The following is an 839-nucleotide window of genomic DNA, read 5'->3' on the forward strand; positions in this document are numbered from 1 at the left end:
TTGATTAAAATGCTCTTGGGTCAGATGAAGGTAACGATTCGCAATGGTGGATAACACGGCATCACCCACTGCATGCCCATGGCTGTCATTGACGGCTTTAAAACCATCCAAATCAATGAGTAACAGTGACAAATAAGCCTCACTGTGTTTCATGTGTGAAAGTATTTTCACAACCCAAACGGTTTTGAGACCGGTTAAGGTATCTTGCTCCGCCATACCACGGTAGTAGATTTCCCAACGTTCAATCTGAGAGCGTAGCTCTTTCTCTCGGATCAGTGCCTGGTGCGAGTTTTCAATAAAGGTGTTGATGCTATTGGCCACCAAACCAATTTCGTTATTGCGATTAATATCATCCACTTCAACGGTTTTCACCTGCCCAGGAGTGGCACGAGACACCGCAATAGAGAGTGCTCTCAATGGCTTACCGATGATGCGTTTTACCACCAACGCAATGACCACAAACGTCATCAAAACTGCAGCAAACAAACAAATCTGGTAAAGCACTTTGTCGAGAGTTTTACGTTGAATCACCAAATGATTGTCGTGCACATACAGAATCCCCAATGGTTTGGCATCCACTGGTGAGAGTAAAGGGTATTGATTCGCGTGCAGCCACATGTCTTTTTCAAACTGCCCCGGTTTGATTTTGTCAAACGTCACCGCCCATCTAAACTTTCAAGACGTACAGCATTGATTTCATCATGCAGCAGCAAAGAGTCAATCACCTCTTCAGCAATCTCATGGTTATTGACACTACAACGCGATGGCCGCCGAGTTAGAGAAGAGACAACACCAATTTTTGTTCTAACTTCCGTATGCGTTTGCATCGCATTTTTAAA

Annotated in this window: 1 protein-coding gene and 1 pseudogene; both read right to left on the minus strand. The window is 44.2% G+C overall.

Going from position 1 to position 839, the window contains the following annotated elements:
* On the minus strand, positions 1 to 660 hold a 660-nt coding region (locus tag CIK04_RS23915), incomplete at its 3' end, for a diguanylate cyclase (protein ID WP_325205761.1).
* Positions 657 to 839, minus strand: a pseudogene (locus tag CIK04_RS33625) (GGDEF domain-containing protein); the annotation flags it as partial. The pseudogene CIK04_RS33625 and the gene CIK04_RS23915, both read right to left, overlap by 4 nt.

Source organism: Vibrio sp. 03_296, assembly GCF_002265885.1.